The sequence below is a fragment of the Micromonospora sp. NPDC005172 genome, from assembly GCF_040608555.1.
Classification (GTDB): Bacteria; Actinomycetota; Actinomycetes; order Mycobacteriales; family Micromonosporaceae; genus Micromonospora.
The window spans coordinates 163,090-182,681 of the sequence record NZ_JBEXIL010000007.1 but is presented as its reverse complement, the minus strand read 5'-3'; the positions used below and the strand labels follow the sequence as shown (position 1 = coordinate 182,681).

General features: G+C 73.0%; 17 protein-coding genes. 8 read left to right on the top strand and 9 right to left on the bottom strand.

Annotation, left to right across the window (positions count from 1 at the left end; genetic code table 11):
* Window positions 1–95: 95 nt before the first annotated feature.
* From ABZV06_RS07450 to ABZV06_RS07430, 5 genes are all read right to left on the bottom strand, one after another.
* Window positions 96–551, bottom strand: coding sequence for a DUF4383 domain-containing protein (locus ABZV06_RS07450; protein WP_355244603.1), 456 nt, complete (start codon window positions 549–551; stop codon window positions 96–98).
* Window positions 552–653: 102 nt separating this feature from the next.
* The gene (locus ABZV06_RS07445; protein WP_355244600.1) at window positions 654–2,459 is read right to left on the bottom strand and encodes an ABC-F family ATP-binding cassette domain-containing protein; all 1,806 of its coding nucleotides are present in this window, start codon (window positions 2,457–2,459) and stop codon (window positions 654–656) included.
* Window positions 2,460–2,566: 107 nt separating this feature from the next.
* Window positions 2,567–3,517 carry a 4-(cytidine 5'-diphospho)-2-C-methyl-D-erythritol kinase gene (locus tag ABZV06_RS07440; protein WP_355244597.1) on the bottom strand — a complete coding sequence of 317 codons (951 nt, stop codon included), beginning with the start codon at window positions 3,515–3,517 and terminating at the stop codon, window positions 2,567–2,569.
* Between the two features lie 87 nt (window positions 3,518–3,604).
* A complete protein-coding gene (rsmA, locus tag ABZV06_RS07435) occupies window positions 3,605–4,474 on the bottom strand; it encodes a 16S rRNA (adenine(1518)-N(6)/adenine(1519)-N(6))-dimethyltransferase RsmA (RefSeq protein WP_355244594.1) in 870 nt (289 codons plus the stop codon).
* A complete protein-coding gene (locus tag ABZV06_RS07430) occupies window positions 4,468–5,367 on the bottom strand; it encodes a TatD family hydrolase (RefSeq protein WP_355244620.1) in 900 nt (299 codons plus the stop codon). The genes rsmA and ABZV06_RS07430 overlap by 7 nt, the downstream gene beginning before the upstream one ends.
* A 76-nt stretch (window positions 5,368–5,443) precedes the next feature.
* Here ABZV06_RS07430 and ABZV06_RS07425 point away from each other — a divergent pair, with 76 nt between their 5' ends.
* Entirely contained in the window at window positions 5,444–6,691 is a 1,248-nt protein-coding gene (locus ABZV06_RS07425; protein ID WP_355619408.1) for a hypothetical protein, read from the top strand.
* 45 nt (window positions 6,692–6,736) lie between these two features.
* Here ABZV06_RS07425 and metG read toward each other — a convergent pair whose 3' ends face one another.
* A complete protein-coding gene (gene metG / locus ABZV06_RS07420) occupies window positions 6,737–8,539 on the bottom strand; it encodes a methionine--tRNA ligase (protein WP_355244588.1) in 1,803 nt (600 codons plus the stop codon).
* A 158-nt stretch (window positions 8,540–8,697) separates the two neighbouring features.
* Here metG and ABZV06_RS07415 point away from each other — a divergent pair, with 158 nt between their 5' ends.
* Window positions 8,698–9,861 carry a hypothetical protein gene (locus ABZV06_RS07415; RefSeq protein WP_355619405.1) on the top strand — a complete coding sequence of 388 codons (1,164 nt, stop codon included), beginning with the start codon at window positions 8,698–8,700 and terminating at the stop codon, window positions 9,859–9,861.
* Between the two features lie 16 nt (window positions 9,862–9,877).
* On the opposite strand, the gene rsmI is transcribed toward ABZV06_RS07415, so the two are convergent.
* Entirely contained in the window at window positions 9,878–10,726 is an 849-nt protein-coding gene (gene rsmI, locus ABZV06_RS07410) for a 16S rRNA (cytidine(1402)-2'-O)-methyltransferase (protein ID WP_355619402.1), read from the bottom strand.
* 84 nt (window positions 10,727–10,810) lie between these two features.
* Here rsmI and ABZV06_RS07405 point away from each other — a divergent pair, with 84 nt between their 5' ends.
* The 3 genes from ABZV06_RS07405 to ABZV06_RS07395 all read left to right on the top strand — a co-directional run bounded on the left by ABZV06_RS07405 (window position 10,811) and on the right by ABZV06_RS07395 (window position 14,963).
* On the top strand, window positions 10,811–12,526 hold the full coding sequence (locus tag ABZV06_RS07405; protein WP_355619399.1) for a phospholipid carrier-dependent glycosyltransferase: 1,716 nt from the start codon (window positions 10,811–10,813) through the stop codon (window positions 12,524–12,526).
* A 362-nt stretch (window positions 12,527–12,888) separates the two neighbouring features.
* A complete protein-coding gene (locus ABZV06_RS07400) occupies window positions 12,889–14,181 on the top strand; it encodes a VWA domain-containing protein (protein ID WP_355244576.1) in 1,293 nt (430 codons plus the stop codon).
* Window positions 14,181–14,963: a peptidase gene (locus tag ABZV06_RS07395; RefSeq protein WP_355244574.1), complete on the top strand. Its 783-nt coding sequence runs from the start codon at window positions 14,181–14,183 to the stop codon at window positions 14,961–14,963. The genes ABZV06_RS07400 and ABZV06_RS07395 overlap by 1 nt, the downstream gene beginning before the upstream one ends.
* A gap of 53 nt (window positions 14,964–15,016) precedes the next feature.
* Here ABZV06_RS07395 and ABZV06_RS07390 read toward each other — a convergent pair whose 3' ends face one another.
* Window positions 15,017–15,286 (bottom strand): hypothetical protein, encoded by a 270-nt coding sequence (locus tag ABZV06_RS07390; protein ID WP_355244571.1) that lies wholly within the window; start codon window positions 15,284–15,286, stop codon window positions 15,017–15,019.
* Between the two features lie 183 nt (window positions 15,287–15,469).
* Between ABZV06_RS07390 and ABZV06_RS07385 the strand changes: the two genes are divergently transcribed.
* Together ABZV06_RS07385 and ABZV06_RS07380 are read left to right on the top strand one after the other, a co-directional pair.
* Entirely contained in the window at window positions 15,470–16,126 is a 657-nt protein-coding gene (locus ABZV06_RS07385; protein ID WP_355244568.1) for a 4'-phosphopantetheinyl transferase superfamily protein, read from the top strand.
* A 172-nt stretch (window positions 16,127–16,298) separates the two neighbouring features.
* Window positions 16,299–17,309 carry a hypothetical protein gene (locus ABZV06_RS07380; protein WP_355619396.1) on the top strand — a complete coding sequence of 337 codons (1,011 nt, stop codon included), beginning with the start codon at window positions 16,299–16,301 and terminating at the stop codon, window positions 17,307–17,309.
* A gap of 55 nt (window positions 17,310–17,364) precedes the next feature.
* Here ABZV06_RS07380 and ABZV06_RS07375 read toward each other — a convergent pair whose 3' ends face one another.
* Entirely contained in the window at window positions 17,365–18,366 is a 1,002-nt protein-coding gene (locus tag ABZV06_RS07375) for a hypothetical protein (protein WP_355244562.1), read from the bottom strand.
* Between the two features lie 88 nt (window positions 18,367–18,454).
* Between ABZV06_RS07375 and ABZV06_RS07370 the strand changes: the two genes are divergently transcribed.
* Entirely contained in the window at window positions 18,455–19,243 is a 789-nt protein-coding gene (locus tag ABZV06_RS07370) for a hypothetical protein (protein WP_355244559.1), read from the top strand.
* Window positions 19,244–19,592: the final 349 nt, after the last annotated feature.

Here is a 19,592-nt window from a genome sequence, read left to right as displayed (position 1 = left end):
CCGAGCTGCGCAGGGATCAAGCCTGACCGCCCGGAGCAGCTCGGGCTCCGGCGAAAACCCACGGCCGCAACCAATGAAGAGCAACCAAGGAAGCCTCAGAGAACGAGCCGAGCCTTCTGGAACGCATCCGCCTCCTCGTCGGTGCCGACCTTGCCGTACATGCCGGCCATGAGCAGCACCAGGGAGGCCGACAGCACCACGACCACCGTGAGGACGTTGACGTTGAAGATGTTGGCGTCGGTGCGGATGAACGCGAGAGCGCCGAGGCCGATGACCATCAGGGTGTACGCCAGCCACTGGTTGATCGCCACGTCGATGTTACGGCCGAGTCCGGTGCCGACCAGCACGACGAGCCCGAGCAGCACGCAGAGCAGCGAGAAGCCGAGGTTGGTGCCCTGGCCGAGGACCTTCGTGTCGTCCTGCGCGAGGACCTCGTTGCCGGCGCTCGCGATGATGCCGAGCACGCCGAAGACCACCAGGTACAGACCGGTCAGCCCGCCGATCGCCCGGTAGATCGGCCGCGCGGGGTGGTTGATGGGGGTGTGGGCCATGTCTGGGTCTCCAACGCCGTGGGGTGAGGTGTCGCCGTTGATTGTCCCGCATGTGCCGGTGTGACGCCGCACACGGCCCCCGCGCCGGCGTGCCCGGGCGGGTCAGCCCTCGGGCAGCTCCTCGGCGAGGGTCATCCAGCTCTCCTCGATACCTTCCCGCTCGGCGCGCAGATCCTTGAGCTGGGTGTCCAGCTCGGCGACGCGGGCATAGTCCGTGGCCTGGGCGGCGAGCTGGTCGAGCAGGGTGGTCTCGCGCTGGTCGAGCTTGCCGAGCTGCCGTTCGAGGCGGGTCAGCTCCTTGCGGGCCTGGCGCACCTCGGCTGCCGACATGCCACCCACGCTGGGCCCGGCCGGCCCGACCGAGACGGTGCTGCCCACCCGAGCGGAGCCGGCCCGCTCGGCGGTCCGGGCGAGGTACTCGTCGACGCCACCGGGCAGGTGCACCAGCCGGCCGTCGCCGAACATCCCGTACGCGGTGTCGGTGACGCGTTCGATCAGGTAGCGGTCGTGGCTGGCCACGATGATCGTGCCCGGCCAGGAGTCGAGCAGGTCCTCCAGCGCGGCGAGGGTGTCGGTGTCCAGGTCGTTGGTGGGCTCGTCGAAGAGCAGCACGTTGGGCTCGCCGGCCAGCAGCCGCAGCATCTGCAACCGGCGACGCTCACCGCCGGAGAGGTCGCTGACGGGTGTCCAGAGACGGCGGTCGTCGAAGCCGAAGACCTCGGCGAGCTGCGCGGCGGAGACCTCCCGGTCGCCGAGCTGGACCCGGCGGGCGATCTCCTCGACGGCTTCCAGGACCCGCAGGTGCCCGGGCAGCTCGGCGAGTTCCTGGGAGAGGAACGCCGGCCGCACGGTGGAGCCGGTGGTGAAGCGACCTCCGTCGGGGCGGGTGATGCCGGCGAGCATCCGCAGCAGGGTGGTCTTGCCGGCACCGTTGGCGCCGAGGATGGCGATCCGGTCGCCCGGGCCGACCAGCCAGGTGGCGTCGCTCAGGATCTCCTTCGGCCCGGCGTGCAGCTCGACGTCCGTGAGCTCGTACACCTGTTTGCCGAGGCGGGAGACGGCCATGCGCTGCAACGACATGGTGTCGCGGGCCGGCGGCACGTCGGCGATCAGCGCGTTGGCGGCGTCGATCCGGAACTGCGGCTTGGAGGTGCGGGCGGGCGGGCCACGCCGCAACCAGGCGATCTCCTTGCGCAGCAGGTTCTGCCGGCGGGCCTCGGTGGCCGCGGCAACCCGCTCGCGCTCGACGCGGGCGAGGGTCCAGGCGGCGAAGCCACCCTCGTACGCGCGGACGGTCTGGTCCGCGACCTCCCAGGTGGTGGTGCAGACGGCGTCCAGGAACCACCGGTCGTGGGTGACCACCACGAGGGCGCCCTTGCGGCCGACCAGGTGCCGGGCCAGCCAGTCGACACCGCCGACGTCGAGGTGGTTGGTGGGCTCGTCGAGGATCAGCAGGTCCGAGTCGCGCACGAGCAGCGCGGCGAGCGCCACCCGCCGCCGTTCGCCGCCGGACATCGGGCCGACCGGCTGGTCGAGGCCGAGGTGCGGCATGCCGAGGCCGTCGAGGATGTTGCGGACGCCGGCGTCGCCGGCCCACTCGTGCTCGGCGCCCATGCCCTCGCCCAGCCAGGCGGTCCCGAGCACCACGTCCCGGACGGTGGCCTCGGGGGCGAGGGTGAGCTGCTGCGGCAGCCAGAGCACGCGCAGGTCACGACGGTGGGTGACCCGGCCGTCGTCGGGGCCCTCCTGCTTGGTGAGCAGCCGCAGCAGGGTGGACTTGCCGGCGCCGTTGAGGCCGACCACACCGATCCGGTCGGCGTCGTCCAGGCCGAGCGAGACGTCCGTGAGCAGCCGCCCGGCGGCGCCGTACCCCTTGGACACCCGGTCCAGATTGACGATGTTGGCCACGTTCCACCCTTCAAGATCAAGGCGTCCGGGTGCCGGCGGGCACCTCGGGACGCCTGACCCAAGGGTACGCGGACGTCCCGGCCGGCCGCGCCGGCCGGGGAGCGCCGTCAGACGACGCGCGCCCCTGCCACCGGGCCGCGTGCGACCCGCGCCTCCCGGCACACGCCGGCGCCGGTCAGCTCGGCGGCGATCCGCTCGGCGTCGGCGGCGTCGGCCGCGAGGAACACGCAGGTGGGGCCGGAGCCGGAGACGATGCCGGTGAGCGCGCCGGCAGCCTCGCCGGCCTTCAAAGTGTCGGCCAGCGCGGGACGCATGGCCAGCGCCGCGTCCTGGAGGTCATTGCCGAGCGAACGGGCGAGGACCTGCGGGTCGCGCTGGCGCAGCGCGCCGAGCAGGTCGTCGGTGCTGCCCAGCGGGGTACCGGCGGTGCCGGCGTCACGGAGCCGGTCCAACTCCCGGTACGCGGCAGGCGTGGACAGGCCGACATCGGCGATCGCCACCACCCAGTGCCAGGACGTCGGGCGGACCAGCACCGGGCTGACCGCCTCACCGCGCCCGGTGCCCAGCGCGGTGCCCCCGTAGATCAGGAACGGCACGTCCGAGCCGAGGTCGGCGGCGATCCCGGCCAACTCGTCGCGGGACAACCCGGTGCCCCAGAGCGCGTCGCAGGCCACCAGGGCGGCCGCCGCGTCGGCGCTACCGCCGGCCAGCCCACCGGCCAGAGGGATCTGCTTGCGCAGGTGCAGTCGGGCGTGCGGCAGGACACCCGCGTAACCAGCCAGGGCGTGCGCTGCGCGGAGCACCAGGTTGGAGTCGTCAAGCGCCAGCTCGCCGGTGCCCTCACCCTCCATCGTCAGGGCGAGGGTGTCGCCTCGGCGAGCGGTCAGCTCGTCGTAGATGGAGATCGCGTGATAGACCGTGTTCAACTCGTGGTAGCCGTCGCGGCGCAGCGGCCCCACCCCGAGGTGCAGGTTGACCTTCGCGGGCACCCGCACCCGCACCGGGCCGACGGCCCCGCGTCGCTCGTCCTCGTCGTCCGGTCGCCAGGCCTCGGTCACGGGGTGAATCCCCGCATGCTCAGGCGGATGTCGAACGGCTTGGCCACGATCAGCTCCTCGGCGTCCTCGGCGGGCACGGGCGCCAGCCTACTTCGCGCCCGGCGTACCGGCCGGAGACGACGCGGCGATGGCCGCGAACTGCTCGACGGTCAGTGACTCGCCGCGCGCGCCGGGGTCGACGCCCGCGGCGGTGAGGGCGGCGGCGGCCCGGTCCGGGCCGCCGGCCCAGCCGGCGAGCGCCGCGCGCAGGGTCTTGCGACGCTGCGCGAACGCCGCGTCCACCACGGCGAAGACCCGCTGCCGGGGTACGTCGGGTCGGGGCGGATCGTGCCGGGTGAAGGCGACCAGACCGGAGTCGACGTTGGGAACCGGCCAGAACACGTTCGGTGGCACCCGCCCGGCGCTGCGGGCGCTGGCGTACCACGCGAGCTTGACCGACGGGATGCCGTACACCTTGGAGCCGGGACCGGCGACGAGCCGGTCGGCGACCTCCTTCTGCACCATCACCAGGCCGTGTCGCAGGGAGGGCAGCTCGGCGAGCAGGTGCAGCACCACGGGAACGGCGACGTTGTAGGGCAGGTTCGCGACCAGCGCGGTCGGCGGCGGGTCGCCCAGGTCCGCTGCGGTGACGCGTAGCGCGTCGGCGCGGTGCACGCTCAGCCGGTCGGCGTCCGCCCCGGCGTGCCGGGCGGCGGTCTCCGGCAGCGCCCCGGCGAGCGTCGGGTCGATCTCCACGGCGTGCACGTGCCCGGCGACCGGCAGCAGCCCCAGGGTCAGCGAGCCCAGCCCGGGGCCGACCTCCAGGGCCACGTCGTCGGGGGTCAGGCCGGCGGCGGTGACGATCCGCCGCACGGTGTTCGGGTCGTGCACGAAGTTCTGACCCAGCTTCTTGGTGGGCGCGACGCCCAGCCGGGTGGCGAGCTCCCGGATCTCCGCCGGGCCGAGGAGGCTCACCACGGGCCGAAGGCCCGGTCACCGGTGGCGGAGATGGCCGCGCACAGCTCGTCCAGGTCACTGCCGGTCGTCTCGGCGAGGAAGCGGACGGTCAGCGGAATGAGGTACGAGGCGTTCGGCCGACCCCGGTGCGGGATCGGGGTGAGGTAGGGGGCGTCGGTCTCCACCAGCAGCTGATCCAGCGGGGTGAGCGCGGCGGCCTCGCGCAGCGCGGCGGCACTGCCGAAGGTGACAGTGCCGGCGAAGCTGAGCAGGTAGCCCCGACGTACGCACTCGCGGGCGAACTCGGCGTCGCCGGAGAAGCAGTGCAGCACCACCGTGTCCGGCGCGCCCTCGTCGTCGAGGATGCGCAGCACGTCCGCGTGGGCGTCCCGGTCGTGGATGACAAGCGCCTTGCCGTACCGCTTGGCGATCGCGATGTGCGCCCGGAAGCTCTCCTCCTGCGCGGCGCGCCCCTCGTCGCCGGTGCGGAAGAAGTCCATTCCGGTCTCGCCGATCCCCCGGACCCGGTCGCGGGCGGCCAACGACTCGATCTCCCGCAGCCCCTCGTCGAGGTCCGCCAGCCGGGGCGCCTCGTTGGGGTGCAGCGCCACGGTGGCCAGCACCGCCGGGTACGCGTCGGCGACGTCCGCGCCCCACCGCGAGGAGGCGACGTCCACCCCCACCTGCACCAGCCGGTCCACCCCGACGCTGACGGCCAGGTCGACGGCCGCGGCGATCGGGTCCTCGGCCGGACCGCCACCCGGTACGCCCGCCTCGCTCACCGTGATGTCCAGGTGGGTGTGGCTGTCCAGCACCGGCCGGGGCAGCGGCTCGGGGGCGGGTGGGAACTCTCCGGCCCGCCGGGCGGCACGCTCGCGGCGGGTTTCAGTCGGCTCGCTCATCAGCGACAGCATCACACACCGGCGTCGTCCATCCGCCCGCCACCCGGCGTTCACCTCGACTACGCCGCGCGACTCTACCGTCGCGGCAATGGACGTCAGACCCCACGTGAGCGACGCCGCAGGCGAACGGACCGGTCTGCGCGTGGCATTCGGCGGCGGCGTCTATCCGGCCGAGGAGATCGCCCGGGGCGCCGCGTACGAGCTGTTCAGCGCCGAGGAGGTCGCCGGCTTCGAACGGGCGTCGCGTCCGGGCAGCGCCCTGCCGTGGCGACGGTTCGTGCACGTCACCGAGGTGAGCGCGGTGCACGGGGCCGTCGAGCCGGCCGAGGAGCCGGAGACGCCGCTGATGATGCCGGCGCACCGGGAGCGCGGCTGGTCGCACGTACACCAGCTCAGCCAGCAGCCATCGGCGGTGGGTGACCCGGTGTTGACCGCGGTGCGCGCCTCGGCGGTGGTGCGGCGCGGCACCCGGATGGTGAAGGTGCTCTCCGCCGCGCAGCTCGCCGGGTACGTGCGGGGCTGGCTGCCGCACGGCTTCTGCTACCGGGAGCACGATGTGGCGCACCTGCGGACGCCGGCGACGACCACTGTGCTGCGCACCGACGGCGACGTCGCGCGGGACAGCTCGGACGTGGCGTACGCGCTGCGCTGGCGGGCGGCCGACCCGGGCGACTACGACGTGCCGATGGGCGAGGCGCACCGGGGCCTGACCGCGCTGGCGTCCCGCGACCGCGTGGGACCACCGGTGCTGGGCACCGGCTTCGTGCCGAGCAACGGCCAGCTCATCCCCGAGTTCGTCACCCGGGACTTCGCCGACCTGCCCATGCCGGCGAACGCGACCCTGCTCGCGTACACCGCCGAGGGTGTCGAGGTGGTGCTCTACAGCTACCAGGCCGAGCAGCGCGCCTGGCTGCGGATGGTGGGCCCGCAGTGGCGGCACCTGCTGGCCGCGGTGCCGGGCGTCTCCCCCGACCAGGAGTACGTCCCGACCGGCGACGCCCCGCGCTCGACCCAGCTGGTCGGCCTGTACGGCGACACGGAGTACGAGGCGGTGGCCGACCTGCCCGGGGGTTTCCGGGTGTTGGCGATGACCCGGGCGGCCCGTTACCCGGTGGAGGCGGTGGCCCGCCGGCTCCGGTTCGCCACGTGGCGGGGCGTGTCGTGCCTGGTGCTGCGTGAGGAGGCCGGCTGGCTGCGGCTGCGGCTGCGGCACCCCGACCCGGACGCGGTGGTCGGCACCGGCGCGCAGTGCCACGACCGGGGCGTCTACGAGACCTGGGCGCCGGGCGCCGAGGTGACCGACGACCAGGTCATGGACACCCGGTACGCGATCTGACGGCACGCGGCGGCGGGACGTCCACCGCCGCGCGCCGTCCGACGTTCAGTCGGCCAGGCGGGCCAGCTCCTCGTCGACGATCGACGGGTCGAGCTTGCGGAACACGGGCTTGGGGGCGGTCAGCGGCCGGCCGGCCTCGATCGGCACCGACTCCCAGCGCGCGCCCACCGTGTAGTCACCGGTGAGCACCGGGTACGACGGGCCGCCGTCCAGGTCGTCGACCTGCTCGATGACGGGCATCGGCGCGTGTACGCCGGTGCCGCCGAGCAGCTCGTGCACCTGCTGGGCGGAGTGCGGCAGGAACGGGGTGAGCAGCGTGTTGGCGTCGCTGATCACCTGGAGGGCGACGTGCAGGATGGTGCCCATCCGGGGCTTGTCGGCCTCGGCCTTGAGCTTCCACGGGGCCTGCTCGGAGAGGTACCTGTTGGCCTCGGCGACCACCTTCATCGCCTCGCCGATGGCCTGCTTCTGCCGGTGCCGACCGATCAGGTCGCCGACCGTGGTGAAGCCGACCCGGGCAACGGCGAGCAGTGCCTCGTCGGCCTCGGTGAGCCCGGCCGGGTCGACCGGCGGGATGGCCCCGAAGTTCTTCGCGGCCATCGACACGCACCGGTTGACCAGGTTGCCCCAGCCGGCGACCAGCTCGTCGTTGTTGCGGCGCAGGAACTCGGCCCAGGTGAAGTCGGTGTCGTTGCTCTCCGGGCCGGCTGCGGCGATGAAGTAGCGCAGCGCGTCGGCGTCGTAGCGCTCCAGGAAGTCCCGGACGTAGATGACCACCTTGCGGGACGAGGAGAACTTGCGCCCCTCCATGGTCAGGTATTCGCTGGAGACGACCTCGGTGGGCAGGTTGAGTCGGCCCAGGTCACCCGGCTCACCGTCCCGCGAGCCCTCGCCGGAGTAGCCGGAGAGCAGCGCCGGCCAGATCACCGAGTGGAAGACGATGTTGTCCTTGCCCATGAAGTAGTAGGACTGGGCGTCCTTGCCCTCCGCGTCGGTCGACCACCACCGCCGCCACGCCTCGGGGTCGCCGGAGCGGCGGGCCCACTCGATCGAGGCGGACAGGTAGCCGATCACCGCGTCGAACCAGACGTAGATCCGCTTGTCGGGGCGGTCCCGCCAGCCGTCGAGCGGGATCGGCACGCCCCATTCCAGGTCACGGGTGATCGCCCGGGGCTGGAGGTCGTCGAGCAGGTTGCGGGAGAACCGCAGCACGTTGGGCCGCCACCCCTCCCGGGTGTCCAGCCACTGCCGCAGCACCTCGGCCAGGGCGGGCAGGTCCAGGAAGAAGTGCTCGGTCTCGACGAACTTCGGGGTCTCGCCGTTGATTCGCGACTTCGGATCGATCAGGTCGATCGGGTCGAGCTGGTTGCCGCAGTTGTCGCACTGGTCGCCGCGCGCGCTGTCGTACCCGCAGATCGGGCAGGTGCCCTCGATGTACCGGTCGGGCAGGGTGCGCCCGGTGGACGGCGAGATCGCGCCCATGGTGGTCTTGGGCACGATGTAGCCGTTGCGGTACATGCCCTCGAACAACTCCTGCACCACCGTGTAGTGGTTGCGGGTGGTGGTGCGGGTGAACAGGTCGTAGGAGAGGCCGAGGCCGTGCAGGTCCTCCACGATCACCCTGTTGTACCGGTCGGCCAGCTCGCGCGGGGTGACCCCGTCGGCGTCGGCCTGCACCTGGATGGGGGTGCCGTGCTCGTCGGTACCGGAGACCATGAGCACGTCGTGGCCGGCCATCCGCATATACCGGGCGAAGACGTCGGAGGGAACGCCGAAACCGGAGACGTGGCCGATGTGGCGTGGGCCGTTGGCGTACGGCCAGGCCACTGCCGCGAGAACGTGACTCATGAGCAGCAAGCCTAGTGACCCGTCCGGCGTGCCCGCGAACCAATAGGGGGTGCCGGGTCGACGGACCGGGCCGACCCCCTCGGCCTTTGGTCCGATTTGTCGCCGACACGCGGCCCAGCTGCCCGTTCAGCCCCCGCTACCGGTGTGCAATGAACGTCGTGACTGGCAGACGAGCGGCTCGGGACCATGACGAGCGTCCCACCGGGCCGGCGGCCGGCGACGAGGCCACCCGGACATCCGAGCCCAGGGGCAGCGGGGTCGCGCCGCTGCCCCGACCGGTACCCCCCGCCGCCGACCCGACCGCCACCGGCCGCCCGGGCGCGTCGTCCCGGCCGGGCGCTTCGTCCCGGCCGAGCCCCACGCCACGGCCGCCGACACCCACCCCGGCGCGCCCCAGCCCGACGGTGCCCACACCCAGCCCGGCCCGGCCACACCCGGCAGGATCGTCCGGCGAGACGCCGCCACCCGGTTCCTCCGCCGACATGACGGCACCCGACTCGTCCGCCGACACGCCGCCACGCGGTTCGCCCGCCGGCACGACGACGGCCGCGAGCACGGCACTGGCGGATGCCGGACCGGGCGGGGCGACGGTCGAGGTGGAGCCCACCACCGGGGCCCCGGTGGACGCGGTGCCGCGCCGGGTGCCGATCCGTCAACAGAGCCGCAGCCGGGACGCGTACCGGCCCGACGGGGAGCAGTCGTCGGACGACGGTGTCTTCTGGGCGCCGATCGAGGAGGTGCACTGGGATGGCACCCCGGTCCGGGACGACCCCGCTCCCCGACCGCGCTCCCCGGCGACCGACCGCCGCAGGGCCGCGCGGACGACGGCGCTGCCGGACCCGCTGCGCGGGCTCACCGTCCTGGTGCTGTTGAGCCTGGTCACAGCCTTCTTCGCCTGGGTCAGCGCGGGGCCGTTCTGGCTCGCCGTCGGGCACGGGCGCGATGGCACGGTGGTGATCGACACCTGCACCGGAGGCGGCCTCAGCCAGCGGTGCCGGGGGATCTTCACGGCGGACGACGGACGGTTCCTGGCACACGGCGTACGCGTCAGCGGCGTACCCACCGGAGGCGGCGCGACGGGAACCGCGCACCGGGCCCGGATGACCGGCCCGGACAGCGGCACCGCGTACGCCGACACCGGCGCGAGCCGGCACCTGCACTGGCTGCCCGGGCTGTTGGTGGTGCTCGGCTGCGCCGTCGGCATCGTCCGGTGGACCGGGTCGGCCCGGCTGCCCGGCCGACGACACCGCCGTTGGGCGGTGTCCGCCGCACTCGCCGGCCCCACCCTGATCACCCTCGGTTTCCTGGCCGCCGCCTGGTGAACGCGTGCCCGGCGGGTCAGCTGTGCACGATCGTGTAGACCTCGCGGCGGCGCAGGGAGTATTCGGTGGCGACATCGGTGATGGCGTCCCGGCGGGAGCGGCCCGCAGCCTCGCGCTCGGCGACCGCGGCACGCAGGGTCTCGTCGTCGGGGCGCTCCGCAGGGGTCACCGGAGCGCCGGCCACCACGAGGGTGATCTCCCCGCGCGGATCGCTCTCCGAGGCCCATCGGGCCAGCTCACCGAGGGGGCGACGGAGCACCTCCTCGTACGTCTTGGTGAGTTCCCGGCAGAGCGCGGCCGGCCGGTCCGCGCCGAACGTCTCGGCCAGGTCGGTCAACGCCGCGCCGATCCGGTGCGGCGCCTCGAAGAAGACGAGGGTGCGCTCCTCGGCGGCGAGCGCACGTAGTCGGGACCGGCGGGCACCCCCACTGCGCGGCAGGAACCCCTCGAAGCAGAACCGGTCACACGGCAGCCCGGAGACGGCGAGGGCGGTGGTCACCGCGCTGGGCCCCGGCGCGACGGTGACCGGCGCACCCGCGTCCAGCGCCGCCCGGACCATCCGGTATCCCGGGTCGGAGACGCTCGGCATACCGCCGTCGGTCACCAACGCCACCGTGTAACCGCCGAGGATGACCTCGACCAGTTCGGGCGTACGCCGTTCCTCGTTGCCCTCGAAGTAGGAGACGATCCGACCGCCGACGGTGATGTCGAGGTCGCGGGCCAGCCGGGTGAGGCGACGGGTGTCCTCGGCGGCCACCACGTCGGCGCTCGCCAGCACCTCCCGGAACCGCACCGAGGCGTCGGCGGGGTTGCCGAGCGGGGCACCGAGCAGGATCAGGCGCCCAGCTTCGGACATTTCACCCACGACATCGTCTCCTTCATCGACAGCGAATACCGGTATCAGGGACGACGGGCGCCACACGACACCCTGGCAGCCTACGATCGCCGGGTGACGAGTGCGTCGACAGCGCAGAGCCCGAGCGCCGACCCGGCAGACCCGGTCGAGGTGTCCGGCGAGCCCAGCCCCCAGCAGACACCGGCGGAGCCGCGTGCCGACGGCGGGGGGGTGTCCGCCGTGGTCCGTCGTCGGTTCGCCACCGTCGACAGCCGGATGGACCCGTACTCGTGGCTGGCCACCGCCGTGGTGGTGGCCATCGCGGCGATCCTGCGCTTCGTCGGCCTGTCCAGTCCCAAGGGCAAGATCTTCGACGAGACGTACTACGCCAAGGACGCGTACGGGCTGATCAGTCGCGGCGTCGAGTGGAACTACAAGGACAACGGCCCGTCGTACGTGGTGCACCCGCCACTGGGCAAGTGGCTGATCGGCATCGGCGAGTGGGCCTTCGGCTATCAGGACGCGGAGTCGAAGGTGTCCGTCGGCGGGCACCTGTTCACCACCGCGCCGGAGTTCGGCTGGCGGTTCTCGGCAGCCGTCATCGGGACGCTGTCGGTGCTGCTGCTGGTCCGCATCGGTCGGCGGCTGTTCCGCTCGACGGTGCTCGGCTGCGCGGCCGGCCTGCTGCTCGCGTTGGACGGCTTCCACCTGGTGCTGTCGCGCGCCGCGCTGCTCGACATCTTCCTGCTGTTCTTCGTGCTGGCCGCGTTCGGGGCGCTGGTGCTCGACCGGGACGCCCGGCGGCGGCGCTGGGCGCGCGCCCTGGACGAGGGGCTCGACCCCAGCCTGTCGGGTCGCGAGGGCCGGCCGTCGACCGGCTGGCGGACGTGGCCGTGGTGGCGTCTGGCGGCCGGGGTGCTGATCGGTTGCGCCTGCGCGGTCAAGTGGAGCGCGCTCTACTTCGTGCCGGTGTTCGCCCTGTTCGTGGTCCTCTGGGAGGTCGGGCTCCGCCGGTCGGCGGGCGTCCGCAGACCCTGGCGGGACACCCTGCTCGACGAGGTGCCCTGGCTGGTGCTGGCCGGGGTGCTGATGATCGGCACCTACCTGGCCACCTGGTCGGGGTGGCTGATCAGCGACGACGGCTACTACCGGCTGGCGACGTCGTCCGCCTACCCGACGGGGTCACTCAGCGACACCCCGGTGATCGGCCCGCTGGTCAACCTCTACGAGTACCACCGGGCCGCGTACGGCTTCCACGCGCAGCTCGACGATCCGCACAAGTACCAGTCGTGGCCGTGGCAGTGGCTGCTGCTCGGGCGACCGGTCGCGTTCCACTGGTCGGGGGACGGCGCCTGCGGCGCGCCGACCTGCGCCTCGGAGATCCTGCTGCTGGGCACCCCGCTGCTGTGGTGGTCGTTCCTGCCCGCTCTGGTCGCCCTCGTCTGGCTGGGTATCGCCCGGCGGGACTGGCGGGCCGGCGCGATCCTGCTCAGCGTGGCCGCGGGTCTGCTGCCCTGGTTCTGGTTCGCTCTCGACGGCCGGACGATGTTCTCGTTCTACACGGCGCCGGCACTGCCCTTCCTGGTGCTCGCCGTGGTGTACGTGCTGGGTGCGATGATCGCCCCGGCCGGGGGTGACGTGGGCGAGACGGCGGCCCTGACGCCCGGGGACGCCGGCTACGAGAGACGGCTGGTCGGCAGCATCGCGGCCGGGGCGTACGTGCTGCTGGTGGGCCTGTGCTTCGCGTACTTCTATCCGATCTTCGTGGGCCGACTGATTCCGTACTCGGACTGGCTGGCCCGGATGTGGCTCGACGGTCGCTGGATATAAGCACCGGCAGGCGACGCGCCGCACAGCGCGACGGAAATCGGGCCCGCACGCGGAAAGCGTGCGGGCCCGATTCGTGCCTTCCAAGCTCTACACGAAGACGCGCGCCCCGATCGCCTGCCACGGGGGAAGCGGGCGATTGGGGCGCGCATGAAGAGCTTAACCACCGCGCGCCACCGGCACAACGGGTCAACTTGGGTCGGATTTCCGACCGATTCCGCCCGGGCCGAGGACTATCCTCCGGCCGTTGACCGAGGGTGACCTGACGTGGACCCAGCGCCCCCTCGCGGAGTCGTTCCCGGGCCGTACTGGACGACCAACCACCCCGACGATCATCCAAAGTGGATCTCACTACACTGCGGGCCGTGATCAACTTCAGACGATCGGCGGCCGTCCTTCTCGGACTGCTGGCGACCACCGCGCTGACCGGGCCGGTCCCGGCGGCGGCCGACGAGGAGCAGGTGGCCGAGCCGCCCCGGATCGAGCTGGTGCTCGACGTCAGCGGCTCGATGCGGGCGGCGGACATCGACGGGCGCACCCGGATCTCGGTGGCCCAACAGGCGTTCAACGACGTGGTGGACGCGCTGCCGGAGGAGACCCAGCTCGGCATCCGGGTGCTCGGCGCGACCTACAAGGGCAAGGACAAGAAGGTCGGCTGCCAGGACACCCAGCAGATCGTGCCGGTCGGGCCGGTCGACCGGTCCGCGGCCAAGGCGGCGGTCGCCGGGTTGCGGCCCACCGGATTCACCCCGGTCGGGCTCGCGCTGCGCTCCGCCGCACAGGACCTGGGCACCGGCACCACCACCCGACGGATCGTGCTGATCACCGACGGGGAGGACACCTGCGCGCCGCCGGACCCCTGCCAGGTGGCCCGGGAACTCGCCGCGCAGGGCACCAGCCTGGTCGTCGACACGCTCGGCCTCGCACCCGACGAGAAGGTACGCCGACAACTGCTCTGCATCGCCGGGGCGACCGGCGGCACGTACACCGCGGCGCAGAGCGCCGACGAGCTGACCGGCCGCATCAAGCAACTCGTCGAGCGGGCCGGAGACACCCACACCCGGGCGCCGACCGTCGTCGGCGGCACGGACGACTGCGCTTCCGCGCCGCTGCTCGCCCCCGGGGTGTACGCCGACCGGGAGTCGTTCTCCGAGCACCGCTACTACCGGGTGCCCGTACGCCCCGGGCAGGAGCTGCGCGCGTCGGTGAGCATGGCGCTGGACCGTCCGGTGAACCGGGACTACGGCGTGCTGCTGCGGGCGACCGCGGCGGACGGCCGGGAACTGGTTCGAGGCGCGGACGCCGGCAGCGGCCGCGCCGACGTGCTCTCCGCCGGTCTGCGCTGGTCCGCCACGGCGGACGACGAGGCGACCACCGACGACGAAGCCGCCGAGGAGAGCCCGGCACCCGTCGTCGAGCCCACCACCGTCTGCCTGGTGGTCAGCAACTCGTTCGCCGCGCGTCCGGGCACCGCCGCGACGCCCGGCATGCCGGTGGAGTTGACCATCGACGTGGTCGCTGCCGCAGGCGCCCCGGACGGCCCCGATCTCGGCCGGGGCTGGGTGCTGCTCGTCCTGCTCACCGTGGCCGGCCTGCTGACCGGCCTGATCGCCGGCCTGCTCACCCGCTGGTGGGTCGCCACCTGGAGGGAGAACTGATGCGTACCGCTCTGTTCCGCTCGCTGGCGGCGCTGCTCGCCGCCGGTGGGGCCGCGCTGCTGCCCGCGGCGGCCGTGGCCGCCCCCACCCCGTCTCCGGGCGCCACGCCGGTGACCCGGGCCGGCACCTCGTTCCTCACCGCCACGCCGATCACCGCCGGCCAGCCGGTACGCGTGGACGCCTCCGTCGGCGACCACCTGTACTGGTCGTTCACCGCGACCGCCGGCCAGGTCCACGAGATCACCGCCACCGTCACCTTCCCCAAGGCGCGCGGCGGGGCCTCCACCTGGACGATCGACGTGTTCGACGGGCTGCGCCGACGACAGGCGTGCACCGCCGGCGCGCAGACGCCGACGGTGGACGGCAAGGCGTCGAGCGTGGCGCTGGGCTGCACCCTGCGCGAGGTGCGTCCCTGGGCGGAGCCCTGGTCGGCCGACCCGCTGCCCGGCACGTACGTCGTCCGACTCTCGGTCGTCGACCTGCCCGAGCCGGACCTGGGCGCACCCGTCGACGTGGACCTGCTGGTCGGCGTCGTCGCGGACCGGGGCGCCTCGGCCGACGACGGCGCGTTGGCCGCCCCGCTGGTGCCGAACACCAAGGCGGGCACGGTGCTCAACGCCGTACCGACGCCCGCGCCGGAGGCGGACGACGAGGGTGACCGGCTGGCGGACTGGCTACCGGATCTCGGCTCGCGTTGGATCTGGACCGGCGTCGGCGGCGTGCTCGCCGCGGTGGCCGGGGTGGTCGGTTTCGCCCTGACCCGGCGGCCCCGGCGGCCCTGACCCGACCGTGTCCGCCGGTGGCCCCGCCCGATCGGGGCGGGGCCACCGGCGGTTCAGCTTCGTCGCGTTCCTCGGGGCAGCCAGCCGATGAACCGGTCCTGCAACGACATCACCGGAGCTGCCCGCAGGTCCTCGGCGGCTGCGGCGAGACACGAGCCCAGGTAGACGCTGAGCATCGCCCGGTCACCCCGGTACTCCGCCAGCAGCCGGCCGCGCTTGGTCGTGCAGGGCCACTCGTCGCCGCAGGAGCCGCAGCTCCAGCCCGGGGTCGTCGGTGCGTGGTCGTCGGCCCGACCCCTCGGCCGTTCGGCGCCATCGCTCATCGCAGCTCCTCCAGATGTTCACGGGACTTGCCAGCTATTGATGGTGGTCCCCCCGGAGCCATCACGAAGGGCGCGACGCGTCCCTCCGGTGTTACATCTTTGCGGTACGTTCTGCGATCGTGGGAGTCGGAAATGTGACCGTCGCGCGAACGTCCCCTCACTACCCGGCGGTAGGTGTCCGCCGTGCGTGACCTCATGCCGCCAACCGTGGCCGTGGCCGTGGCCGCACCCGACGACTGGACCGGCGACCTCCTCGACGCCGAACAGGCGTGTCTCGGCGACAAGGCGGTGCAGACCCGCCGACGGGACTTCACCGCCGGTCGGGTGTGTGCCCGTCGGGCGATGGCCGACCTCGGCCTGCCGACGGTGGCCGTGCCGAGCGCCGCCAACCGCGCGCCGATCTGGCCGGCGGGCGTGGTCGGTGCGATCACCCACACCGCCGGCTACTGCGCCGCCGCCGCGGCGCGCGCCACCGAGGTGCGGTCCGTCGGTATGGACGCCGAGCAGCACCGCGAGATCAATGCGGGGGTACGCCGACTCGTGCTGCTGCCCGAGGAGGAGGAGACCTGCGCGCGGCTACCCTCCGGGGTCCGGTGGCCGATCGTGTTCTTCAGCGCCAAGGAGACCGTCTACAAGGTCTGGCATCCGGTCGTCGGGACCTGGCTGGACTTCCACGACGCCCACCTCGACCTGGACCCGGACGCCGGCACGTTCACCGCCCGGATCGCATCGGCGCGCGTGGACGCTGCCCAGGTCGCCGATCCCCCGACCACGATCACCGGCCGGTTCGTGGTCGCCGACGGCCTGGTCCGCACCGCCGCCGTCCTCGCCCTGCCCTGACCGCCGCCGCTCGCACCGTCCATGCTGGCCGCCGCGCGGGCGCTCGGTGGAACCGTGGACGCGAGGCGGCGTGGAACCGTGGACGCGAGGCGGCGCGCCGACCGGGCGACAGTCGACGCACGGTAGCGTCGGCGGGTTCCCGAACCGCACGTACGAGGCGTCAAGGAGTACGGTGACCCACCCCCAGCCCCCCGTCGGACCGCAGGACCCTCAGCAGCCGAGCCCGGAGCCGCCGCCGACGCAGCCGTTCCCGGCGACACCGCAGCCGCAGCAGTCCGCCGCCGACCCGACGGTCCCGCAGGCGCCGGTGCCGCCCGACCCGTGGTCGGCGGCGGCGCAGACGCCGGTGTCGGGTCAGCCGGCAGCCGGGGTGTCACCGCAGGGCGTACCGGAGCAGTGGGCGGCCCCGACGAACGCCCCGCTGCCGCCGTTCGCCAGCTCGCCCTATCCGGTCTCCCCCGACCAGCCCTGGCCGCAACCCCCGTTCTCGGGCAGCGCCTACCCGTACGCGGGGGGCGCGTATCCACCTCCCGGCGGCCCGGGCTACCCGCCCACGACGCCGCCCGTCGCGACGAAGAGCTCCAAGAAGACCGTGGTGGTCGTCGCGGTGACGGCGGCCGTGCTCACCCTGCTCTGCTGCGCCGGCGGGATCGTGGCGGTGGTCTTCGGCGCGAACCGCGCGGCGAACGAGGTGACCGACGCGCTTCCCACCCCGGGCGTGACCCGCGGCGTCGGGCAGCCACCGGCCACCGCCGCTCCGTCGCCCCGGGCGGCCGACGGCGGCGACACCCGCGACATGTCCGTCGGCGACACCCTGGTCCTCGACGACAGCAGCGGAACCGTCGAGATCACCGTGACGAAGTTCAGCACCTCGGCCAAGCCCTGCACGTCGTACGGCCTTGAGCCGGACGAGGGCATGTACGTGATCGCCGACGTGACGGTTGCGGTCACCAGGGGCACCGGTTCGGCGAACCCGCTCTACTTCCAGTGGGTCGCCGCCGACGGCACCGAGACCAATGCGATCGCCGGCGCCTTCTCCGGCTGCGGCAAGCCCATCCCGGCCGGGAACGACCTGACCGCCGGCACCAGACGCACCGGCAGCGTGGTGTTCGACGTGCACGACAGGTCGGGAGTGCTCGAATACCAACCCAGGTTCGCGACCGCTGGCTCCTGGAAGCCGTGACGTGCGGTGGGGCCGACCCGACGGGCCGGCCCCACGCACCCGTGGAGATCGGGTGTCAGCAGCCCGTCCACCGGACCGGGGTCACCCGGTCGGCGTTGCGGAAGCCGACGATCGTGCCCGTGTCGGCGATGGCCTTCGCGCCGACGTTGCCCCCGCCCGGCAGGATCCGGGAGGTGCCGCCGCGCGCGACCCGCTCGCCACCCACGACGACGCCCTTGGCGTTGACGTCGTCCAGCCCCGCCTCCTCATCGAGGAACGTGTACGAGCCGTCGCGCAGGTCCCACCGCACCTTGGCCGGGCTGGTGCCGCCCAGCCAGACCTGGCCGATGGCCCAGTGACCCGCGGCGGCGTTGACAGTGGTCGACCCACCACCCGGAACCGCGAGCGGCTTGATCTTGCCGTTCGGTCGGCGGACCCAGCTGGTCCAGTCACCGAACGGGCCCGCGTAACCGACGATGGTCCCGTTCGGCGTGATCCCCACCGGCTGGGCGTTGGCCGGGGCGTCGAGCACCTCGACAGTGCCCGGACGAGCGGCGGGCCAGCGCAGGGCGACGAACTCGCCAGGCACGATGTCCGAGCCGTAGCCGACGATGTCACCGCTGGGATTGATGGCGGAGACGAAGATGCCGGTGGACGGCACCACCGGCAACTGCTGGAATGCGCCGTCGCGGTACGCCCACGGCCGGCCGATGCCGTTCTCCGCCCAGCCGTTGCCGATCACGATGCCGCTCTCGTTGACGTCGACCGGGTCGAACCCGTTGGCCGGCGCCTCCACCTCGGTGAGCTGCTGCCCGTCCCAGACCAGCAGCAGGTACTCGTTGCCACTGTCGAGGACCCGCAGGCCGGCCCCGGCGACGAAGCGACCCGACGGGTCGATGGCACTCGCCTCGGCGCGATAGGTGTCCGTCGGGTAGGGCAGCGTGCTGATCGTGCAGGCGTTGGCGGCCGTCCTGGCGGGCGCGGCGGTCGCCGCCGAGGACGCGGCGACCCCGAGGGTGGCGGCGAGCAGTCCGGCGGCGGAGCCCGCGAGCATTCTGCGTCGAGCGGTGTACGTCATCTTCTCTCCCCGTGTGCAGCCCGGTTTTCCGGGCGTCAACTGATGCCAGATGCACTCCTGAGGACGCCTCACGGTTGCGGCCTGTCGGATGAGCGACGTGATCGAGCGGCGCGTCCCGCGGGTCTGCTACGGACGGATGCCCTTGCCCGACGGGCGTCGTGGCCGCAGGATCGAGCGGGTGATCATCGATCGGCCGCAGGCGAGCTGCGCACTGGACTACCACCTGGTCCTGCCCGCGCCGGGCGCCAGTGACGGGGAGGGCATCCTCGTCGAGGAGTTCACCCGGCAGGACGACTTCTCCGCCAACGGCCTGCACAGCGCGAGTTGGACGCCCGGGTTCGGCTGGTGGAGTTCCGCCTCGCTGAGCCGCGACCTGCGTAGCGATCCGGCCGCACTCGCCCGGGTCGTCCCCGCCGAACGCGCGGGGGTGGCAGACGCCTACCGCCGCCTGGGGGGTGGTGACCTGCCCTCCGAGGCGGCGCTGCGGACGTACTTCCGCGACCACCAGCCGATCGCGACGGCCCCGCCGCTGCGGCTCGGCCCAACCCAGCCGCCGGACGGCTTTCACGAGCGACGCGTGTACCGCGTCCTGTTCGCCAGGGATCTGCGGGCGGACCAGGTGGCGGCCCTGCGCGCGCTCTGGCGTGCGGTTGGCGGCGGCGCAGCCGGATCGGTCGCCGACGGTCGGCGCGAGAGCGGCGGTGACCAGTTCACCTGGGAGCTGCGACGGGTCGGCCACACACTCGCCTGGTGCCTCGACGTGACGATCCTGATGAGAACCGGCGCGGTCGACGCGGTACGCGCGACCCTGACCGACCTGACGAACCTGCTGCGCGGGTACGGCCTGATCGTCGTGACGACCGAACGGTTCTCGTAGCCGCTCCACAAAGGGCGACGTGCCGATTTTGCAATGATGTACGTCGATGTTGCCACAGTGGGTTCAGACGTGGTGGAATGGCTCGTATCGCCGCAGCACGGGGGCAACCGCGCTGCGAACGGCCACTGCGGGAGCATCGCGGTGCCGGCAGCGCGCCACTTGGGCAGACGCTCGCCTGTCGCAGCACCGGGCCACCTCCACGACGACGGGCACCTCGACGCGTAGGGCGTCCTCGCCCGTCGTACGCATCCCCTGGCACGCACCCCGACGGCCGACGCACTCGACGTCCCGCCCGCCGGGGGCGTCCGATCCGGCCTGTCGGGACGCCGGAACCGGCGACGAGGTGAGA

Bases quoted from the DNA above. Each gene is read 5' to 3' on its own strand.
- ABZV06_RS07370 (WP_355244559.1), top strand. From the start codon at position 18,455: ATGAGCGACGTGATCGAGCGGCGCGTCCCGCGGGTCTGCTACGGACGG.
- ABZV06_RS07395 (WP_355244574.1), top strand. From the start codon at position 14,181: ATGCGTACCGCTCTGTTCCGCTCGCTGGCGGCGCTGCTCGCCGCCGGT.
- metG (WP_355244588.1), bottom strand. From the start codon at position 8,539: ATGAGTCACGTTCTCGCGGCAGTGGCCTGGCCGTACGCCAACGGCCCA.
- ABZV06_RS07430 (WP_355244620.1), bottom strand. From the start codon at position 5,367: ATGCTGTCGCTGATGAGCGAGCCGACTGAAACCCGCCGCGAGCGTGCC.
- ABZV06_RS07375 (WP_355244562.1), bottom strand. From the start codon at position 18,366: ATGACGTACACCGCTCGACGCAGAATGCTCGCGGGCTCCGCCGCCGGA.
- ABZV06_RS07390 (WP_355244571.1), bottom strand. From the start codon at position 15,286: ATGAGCGATGGCGCCGAACGGCCGAGGGGTCGGGCCGACGACCACGCA.
- ABZV06_RS07450 (WP_355244603.1), bottom strand. From the start codon at position 551: ATGGCCCACACCCCCATCAACCACCCCGCGCGGCCGATCTACCGGGCG.
- ABZV06_RS07425 (WP_355619408.1), top strand. From the start codon at position 5,444: ATGGACGTCAGACCCCACGTGAGCGACGCCGCAGGCGAACGGACCGGT.